Raw genomic sequence first — 7,300 nt, 5'->3', positions numbered from 1 at the left:
GACCGGCGGCTGGGCGGCCGGGGGCTGGGCGGCAGGCGGCGGCACCGGAGCGGCGGGCGCGGCCGAGGGCGCGGGCGGCGGCGTGTAGCCGGCGGGAGGCGCGGGCGGCGGGGTGTACCCCGCCGGCGGCTGGTAGCCCGTGGGGGCGCCGTACCCGGGAGCGGTCGCCGGGTTGGCGGGATAGCCGCCGGCCGGCGCCTGCGCGGGGATGCCCGACCACACGGTGTTGTCGGCGAGGAAGTTGCCCGCCCACGGTGCGGCGGGGATCGCCGTGTTCCAGCGCGAGCGGTCGAACGCGTTGATGCCGAGCCACACGATCGCGAGGAAGAAGTAGAGGATGAGCCAGACGGCCTCCTTCTGCAGCTTCAGGCCCACGCGCCAGGCAGCGAGGAGCGTGTAGATGAAGGTGGCGAGACCGATGAGGGTGCCGAGCACCGGAACCCACCCGAGCACGGCGGTGCCGCCCCAGAGGATCAACAGCCACCAGGGGTTGAGGTCGCCGAGCTTGACGAATATCAAGGTGTTGTAGACCGGCACCCACGCACGCCAACGGCCCTGCACGCCGGCCTTGTCGAAGACCTTCATGAGGAACCACGAGCCGATGACGTAGCCGGCGATCGCGAGCAGGAAGAAGAAAGGAGCGAGCACGAGCCAGGCGATGAGCGCCCCGGCCCCGCTGCCGTCGTTGTAATCCATGTGGAGCGACCTCCGAGAGAGTCGGTTCGGGGCGCGTCCCAGCGCGCCCACGGAGCGCCTGCTCCGCTCGACACATGCTAGCGAGGCTCTCAGCTGCCTGTCAGCATTGGCGGCCCATATCAAGGGGATGGCCCGGTGAGGCGGCGGTGGATACCCTGAGCAGAACTCCCGACCGAAGGGCTGCCATGACCGACCAGACTCCGTCCGCTTCGACTCCCCCGCCGCTGCCCCCGCAGTCCGCAGCCGACGCCGCGCGCGCGGCCGATCCTGACGACACCGGCGTTCCGACGGTCCGCGGCGAGGTCAACGAGGTCGGTCGAGGGTTCTTCTCGGCGCTGTTCGACCTGTCGTTCCGCACCTTCATCACGCGGCGACTGGCGAGCGTGTTCTACTTCGTCGGCCTGATCGCGATCGCCATCGGCTTCATCGTGTACTTCGTCGGCGGCATCATGAACGCGATCTCGCTGATGTGGCTCAACGTCGGCGCGGGGATCACCGGGCTCGTCGCGACCATCATCGTGGTGCCGGTGGTGACGTTCCTCGCGATCATCCTGCTCAGGTTCATCATCGAGGCGGTCGTCGCCCTCATCGCGATCGCCGAGAACACCGAACGCACGGCCGAGCACACCAAGCACTGACCGGGCGGCGTCCTCGCACGTATTGCGTGCGGTGACGCCGGGCATTTGCGGCGACGGGGACGCAGGCGCAGAGTGGGCGGGTGCCCGATGCCTCCCTCGCCCCCATCCTCGATGCCCCGCACGCCGACGCCACTGTGCTCGACAACGCCCCGTGGCACTCGCTCACCGGTCCGCACGCCTCGTTCGCGATCGGCGACGACCTCGTGCGCCGCTACCCGGAAGACGTCGCGCCGTTCGTCGCGGTGCGCTCGTGGGACGAGCCGGAGGTGTGGCGGGCCCTCGTCGACCTCGTCGGCCCCGGTGCCGAGATCGGGCTGTCGGGCTACGAGGGGGACGTGCCGGAGGGCTGGGAGTTCGTCGGCCAGGGCGAGGGGGTGCAGCTCGTCGAGACCGACGCACTGCGCCCGCAGCCGTACGCCGAGGCGGTCCTGCTGGGCGCCGCCGACGTTCCCGAGATGCTCGCGATCGTCGAGCGCAACCAGCCCGGTCCGTTCCGGCCGCGCACCTACGAACTCGGACGGTACATCGGCATCCGCCGCGACGGCCGCCTGGTCGCGATGGCGGGCGAGCGCCTGCACCCCGAGGGCTGGACCGAGATCAGCGCCGTCGCCGTCGACGCCGACCACCGTCGTCAGGGGCTCGCGTCGCGCCTCGTGCTCGACGTCGCGTTCCACATCCAGGAACGCGGCGATCGCGCACTTCTGCACGCGGCGGCGTCGAACGTCGGGGCCATCGCGGCGTACGAGCGGCTCGGCTTCGCGCTGCGCCGCCGCAATCGCTTCTCGGCGGTGCGCACGCCGACCGCGTAGCAGCTCAGGCGAAGAGCTCGAGTTCGCCGGCTCCGGTCTCGCGTACGCGGAGGCCCGCGGCATCCGCCCATGTCAGGAACCCCGCGGCAGACCCGATCCGTGGACGGTCCTCGGCGAGCCGGCGGACGAGCGCGCCCTTCGCGTGCTTGTTGAAGTGGTTCAGGGCGCGCACGGCGCCGTCGGCCCCCTCGCTCACGACGCGCACGTACCGGGAGGCGACGCCGGCCGGCACCGGGCCGAGGCCGACGTAGGCCTCGGAGCGGAGGTCGAGCACGAACCGCGGGGCGAGGGCAGCGAGGGCGGCGGTCACGTCGGCGCCCCAGTGGCGCCGCAGCGGCGGCACACCGGGAAGCGACGTGGCCGCGCCGAGACGATACGCCGGGATCGGATCCAGCGCGCCCACCGGCCCGAACGGCGCCGAGTGCACGAGGACATGGGCTCCCAGCCAGCGCCGTCCGGCGGCGGAGACGGATGCGGCATCCAGCGCGTCGAAGAGGACACCGGTGTAGCGATCGATCGCAGCCATGGTCGGGGCTTCGCGCAGCGCGGCGTTGACCGCGACCTCGCCGCGCTGCTGGGGGCCGAGCTTGAGGACGCGTGCGGCGTGCTCCTCATCGGCGGAGAGTGCGACCAGGGCCGCCACGACGGCGTCGCGCTGCGGTGCCAGCTCCGGCAGTGCCAGTCCTGCGGCATCCAGAGGTGCGCGCTTGCCACCGGTGCGCTTCGTCTCGGACGGGGGGAGCAGGATCAGCATGGCTCTCGGTGGCGGGGCTCGGGGCGACGTCGCCGGATGAAACGACTCGGCCGATCCCCGAGGGGACCGGCCGAGTGCGAATGATGGGTGATCAGGAGATCAGTGCGGCGTTTCCGGCCACGATCGTGAGGTCGTCGCCTTCCATCGACAGGAACCCGTCCTGCGCGTTGGCGATGATCTTCGTGCCGGAGGTCTCGGTGATGCGCACCTGACCCTCGGCGAGGATCGCGAGCACCGGCTCGTGACCGGTCATGAAGCCGATCTCGCCCTCGACGGTCTTGGCGACGACGAGCGACGCCTCCCCCGACCAGACCTCCGCGTCCGCGGAGACGAGGCTCACTTTGAGCGGCATGATCAGCCGTTCTCCTTCTGGATACGCGCCCACTGCTCTTCGACGTCGGAGATGCCGCCGACGTTGAAGAAGGCCTGCTCGGCCACGTGGTCGAACTCGCCCTTGACGATCGCGTCGAACGACTCGATGGTCTCCTTGATCGGGACCGTCGAACCCTCGACACCGGTGAACTTCTTCGCCATGTAGGTGTTCTGCGAGAGGAACTGCTGGATGCGGCGCGCGCGGGCGACGACGATCTTGTCCTCTTCCGAGAGCTCGTCGACACCGAGGATCGCGATTATCTCCTGCAGTTCCTTGTTCTTCTGCAGGATCTGCTTCACGGCGGTGGCCACGCGGTAGTGGTCCTCACCGATGTAGCGCGGGTCGAGGATGCGGCTCGTCGACGTCAGCGGGTCGATGGCCGGGTACAGACCCTTCGACGCGATCTCACGCGAGAGCTCGGTGGTGGCGTCGAGGTGCGCGAACGTGGTCGCCGGGGCCGGGTCGGTGTAGTCGTCGGCGGGGACGTAGATCGCCTGGAGCGACGTGATCGAGTGACCGCGCGTCGAGGTGATGCGCTCCTGGAGGATGCCCATCTCGTCGGCGAGGTTCGGCTGGTAGCCCACCGCGGAAGGCATGCGGCCGAGCAGCGTCGAGACCTCGGAACCGGCCTGCGTGAAGCGGAAGATGTTGTCGATGAAGAGCAGAACGTCCTGCTTCTGCACGTCGCGGAAGTACTCCGCCATCGTGAGGGCCGAGAGGGCCACGCGCAGACGCGTCCCCGGCGGCTCGTCCATCTGGCCGAAGACGAGGGCGGTCTTGTCGAAGACGCCCGCCTCCTCCATCTCGCCGATGAGGTCGTTGCCCTCACGGGTGCGCTCGCCGACACCGGCGAACACCGACACACCACCGTGGTCCTGCGCGACGCGCTGGATCATCTCCTGGATGAGGACCGTCTTGCCGACGCCGGCGCCGCCGAAGAGGCCGATCTTTCCACCCTGCACGTACGGGGTGAGAAGGTCGATCGACTTGATGCCGGTCTCGAACATCTCGGTCTTCGACTCGAGCTGGTCGAACGAGGGCGCCTGGCGGTGGATGCCCCAGCGCTCGGTGACCTCGACGGTCTCGCCCGGAGCGGCGTTCAGGACGTCACCCGTGACGTTGAACACCTTGCCCTTGGTGACGTCGCCGACGGGGACCGTGATGGGCCCGCCGGTGTCGCGCACCTCCTGGCCGCGGACCATGCCGTCGGTCGGCTTCAGCGAGATGGCGCGGACGAGGTCGTCACCGAGGTGCTGAGCGACCTCGAGCGTGATCTCGGCCGACTCGCCGTCGATGGTGATCGTCGTCTTGAGCGCGTTGTAGATGTCGGGGATCGAGTCGTGCGGGAACTCGATGTCGACGACGGGGCCGGTGACGCGGGCGACGCGCCCGACGACCGCCGTCTCGGTCTTGTCAGCGGTGAGGCTCATGGCTTCTTCTCTTTCGTGTGGTCTGTCTGCGCAGGAGCGTTACTTGCCCGAGGACAGAGCGTCGGCGCCGCCGACGATCTCGGCGATCTGCTGCGTGATCTCAGCCTGGCGCGCGTTGTTGCGCAGGCGCGTGTAGTCGGTGATGAGCTTGTCGGCGTTGTCGCTGGCGGACTTCATCGCCTTCTGCGTGGCGGCGTGCTTCGCGGCCGACGACTGCAGGAGGGCGTTGAAGACGCGGCTCTGGATGTACACCGGCAGAAGCGCGTCGAGCACGGTCTCGGCGTCCGGCTCGAACTCGTACAGCGGGTACACCGCTGCCGAGGACGACTCCTCGGCCTCGACGACCTCGAGCGGGAGCAGGCGCACCGTCTCGGGCGTCTGCGTCATCATGCTGACGAAGCGGTTGTAGACGAGGTGGATCTCGTCGACGCCGTTCTCCTCGCCGCCGCGGTCGTACGCGTCGAGCAGAGTCGCCGCGATCTCCTCGGCGGTCGTGAAGTGCGGCGTGTCGGTGTCACCCGTCCACTCGGCGGCCGCCTCCATGCGACGGAACTGGAAGTACCCGACGGCCTTGCGCCCGACGAGGTAGAACACCGGCTCCCGGCCCTCCTCGCGCAGCAGCTGCGCGAGCTCGAGCCCCTCACGGAGGATCTGCGAGTTGAACGCGCCCGCGAGACCGCGGTCGGACGAGAAGATCACGACCGCCGAGCGGCGGATCGTCTCTCGTTCGACGGTCAGCGGGTGGTCGACGTTGGAGTGCGTCGCCACGGCGGAGACGGCACTGCTGACGGCCCGCGCGAAGGGCGACGACGCGCGCACACGCGCCATCGCCTTCTGGATGCGCGAAGCCGCGATGAGTTCCATCGCCTTCGTGATCTTCTTGGTCGTCTGAGCAGAAGAGATCTTCTGCTTGTAGACCCGGAGTTGTGCGCCCATGTCTGCTAGCCCAGGCCCGCCTTAGCGGCGGCCCTTGACGATCTTCTCCTGGTTCACGTCGTCGGCCTGAGCCGCCGCGACCTCTTCGTGGCCGGGCTTCGTGATCGACTGGCCCTTGCCGGCCTGGAACTCGAGGATGAACTCGTCGGTCTTCTTCGTCAGCTCCGCCACGGTGTCGTCGTCGAGGACGTTCGTGTCGCGCAGCGTGTCGAGGATCGTGGTGTTGCGACGCAGGTAGTCCAGAAGCTCGCGCTCGAACGAGAGCACGTCCTCGACCTCGATCGTGTCGAGCTTGCCGTTGGTGCCGGCCCAGACCGAGACGACCTGCTCCTCGACCGGGTACGGCGAGTACTGCGGCTGCTTGAGCAGTTCGGTCAGACGGGCGCCACGGGCGAGCTGGCGACGCGATGCGGCGTCCAGGTCCGAGGCGAACATGGCGAACGCCTCGAGCGAGCGGTACTGGGCGAGCTCGAGCTTGAGCGTGCCGGAGACCTTCTTGATCGACTTGACCTGTGCGTCACCGCCGACTCGCGAGACCGAGATGCCGACGTCGACAGCGGGGCGCTGGTTGGCGTTGAACAGGTCGGACTGCAGGAAGATCTGGCCGTCGGTGATCGAGATCACGTTGGTCGGGATGTACGCCGAGACGTCGTTGGCCTTGGTCTCGATGATCGGGAGACCCGTCATCGAGCCGGCGCCGAGCTCGTCGGACAGCTTCGCGCAGCGTTCGAGCAGACGCGAGTGCAGGTAGAAGACGTCACCCGGGTAGGCCTCACGGCCCGGCGGGCGGCGGAGGAGCAGCGACACGGCGCGGTAGGCCTCGGCCTGCTTCGACAGGTCGTCGAAGATGACCAGGACGTGCTTGCCCTCGTACATCCAGTGCTGGCCGATGGCCGAGCCGGTGTACGGCGCGAGGTACTTGAAGCCGGCGGGGTCGGAGGCGGGAGCCGCGACGATCGTCGTGTACTCCAGCGCGCCGGCGTCCTCGAGAGCGCCCTTCACGGCCGCGATCGTGGAGCCCTTCTGGCCGATCGCGACGTAGATGCAGCGCACCTGCTTGTTGACATCGCCCGACTCCCAGTTGGAGCGCTGGTTGATGATCGTGTCGATGGCGATCGCGGTCTTGCCGGTCTGGCGGTCGCCGATGATGAGCTGGCGCTGGCCGCGGCCGACCGGGATCATCGCGTCGATGGCCTTGATGCCGGTCTGCAGCGGCTCGTGCACCGACTTGCGCTGCATGACGCCCGGCGCCTGCAGCTCGAGGGCACGGCGGCCGACGGTGGCGATCTCGCCGAGGCCGTCGATCGGGTTGCCGAGCGGGTCGACCACGCGGCCGAGGTAGCCGTCGCCGACGGGCACCGAGAGCACCTCACCGGTGCGGGTGACCTGCTGGCCGGCTTCGATGCCGGCGAAGTCGCCGAGGACGACCACACCGATCTCGTGCTCGTCCAGGTTCAGCGCGAGGCCCTGCGTGCCGTCCGCGAACGTGACGAGCTCGTTCGCCATGACACCGGGAAGGCCCTCGACGTGGGCGATGCCGTCAGCGGCGTCGACGACCGTGCCGACCTCGGTGGCCGCAGCCCCGGTGGGCTCGTAGGCGGCGACGAAGTCCTTCAGCGCGTCACGGATGACATCAGGGCTGATAGAGAGATCTGCCATTGTTT

At 69.0% G+C, this 7,300-nt stretch carries 8 protein-coding genes; 2 read left to right on the top strand and 6 right to left on the bottom strand.

The features are described 5' to 3' along the window. The coding region (locus tag ACLBXX_RS11575; protein WP_447658125.1) for a hypothetical protein at positions 1-696 on the bottom strand (696 nt) is incomplete at its 3' end. 185 nt (positions 697-881) lie between these two features. Between ACLBXX_RS11575 and ACLBXX_RS11570 the strand changes: the two genes are divergently transcribed. Both ACLBXX_RS11570 and ACLBXX_RS11565 read left to right on the top strand, forming a co-directional pair. Then, complete coding sequence (locus ACLBXX_RS11570) at positions 882-1,334, top strand: DUF4282 domain-containing protein (protein WP_387146504.1); 453 nt, start codon at positions 882-884, stop codon at positions 1,332-1,334. 80 nt (positions 1,335-1,414) lie between these two features. Next, positions 1,415-2,143 carry a GNAT family N-acetyltransferase gene (locus ACLBXX_RS11565; protein WP_447658124.1) on the top strand — a complete coding sequence of 243 codons (729 nt, stop codon included), beginning with the start codon at positions 1,415-1,417 and terminating at the stop codon, positions 2,141-2,143. A 4-nt stretch (positions 2,144-2,147) separates the two neighbouring features. On the opposite strand, the gene ACLBXX_RS11560 is transcribed toward ACLBXX_RS11565, so the two are convergent. From ACLBXX_RS11560 to atpA, 5 genes are all read right to left on the bottom strand, one after another. Continuing rightward, a complete protein-coding gene (locus tag ACLBXX_RS11560; protein WP_447658123.1) occupies positions 2,148-2,897 on the bottom strand; it encodes a YaaA family protein in 750 nt (249 codons plus the stop codon). A gap of 91 nt (positions 2,898-2,988) precedes the next feature. Next, a complete protein-coding gene (locus ACLBXX_RS11555; RefSeq protein WP_045297537.1) occupies positions 2,989-3,249 on the bottom strand; it encodes a F0F1 ATP synthase subunit epsilon in 261 nt (86 codons plus the stop codon). Between the two features lie 2 nt (positions 3,250-3,251). Beyond that, on the bottom strand, positions 3,252-4,700 hold the full coding sequence (gene atpD / locus ACLBXX_RS11550) for a F0F1 ATP synthase subunit beta (RefSeq protein WP_376010439.1): 1,449 nt from the start codon (positions 4,698-4,700) through the stop codon (positions 3,252-3,254). 39 nt (positions 4,701-4,739) lie between these two features. Further along, positions 4,740-5,636, bottom strand: a complete 897-nt coding sequence (locus ACLBXX_RS11545) for a F0F1 ATP synthase subunit gamma (RefSeq protein WP_375872882.1) — start codon at positions 5,634-5,636, stop codon at positions 4,740-4,742. A gap of 21 nt (positions 5,637-5,657) precedes the next feature. Continuing rightward, positions 5,658-7,295 carry a F0F1 ATP synthase subunit alpha gene (gene atpA, locus ACLBXX_RS11540; RefSeq protein ID WP_387146493.1) on the bottom strand — a complete coding sequence of 546 codons (1,638 nt, stop codon included), beginning with the start codon at positions 7,293-7,295 and terminating at the stop codon, positions 5,658-5,660. Positions 7,296-7,300 lie beyond the last annotated feature (5 nt).

This window comes from Microbacterium sp. C23T (assembly GCF_053345975.1).
The sequence above is the reverse complement of the archived record's forward strand: the minus strand, read 5'-3'. Positions and strand labels throughout refer to the sequence as shown.

Excerpts from the sequence above, each read along its gene's own strand:
- ACLBXX_RS11570 (WP_387146504.1), top strand. The coding sequence starts at position 882 with ATGACCGACCAGACTCCGTCCGCTTCGACTCCCCCGCCGCTGCCCCCG.
- ACLBXX_RS11560 (WP_447658123.1), bottom strand. The coding sequence starts at position 2,897 with ATGCTGATCCTGCTCCCCCCGTCCGAGACGAAGCGCACCGGTGGCAAG.
- ACLBXX_RS11555 (WP_045297537.1), bottom strand. The coding sequence starts at position 3,249 with ATGCCGCTCAAAGTGAGCCTCGTCTCCGCGGACGCGGAGGTCTGGTCG.
- atpD (WP_376010439.1), bottom strand. The coding sequence starts at position 4,700 with ATGAGCCTCACCGCTGACAAGACCGAGACGGCGGTCGTCGGGCGCGTC.
- ACLBXX_RS11545 (WP_375872882.1), bottom strand. The coding sequence starts at position 5,636 with ATGGGCGCACAACTCCGGGTCTACAAGCAGAAGATCTCTTCTGCTCAG.
- atpA (WP_387146493.1), bottom strand. The coding sequence starts at position 7,295 with ATGGCAGATCTCTCTATCAGCCCTGATGTCATCCGTGACGCGCTGAAG.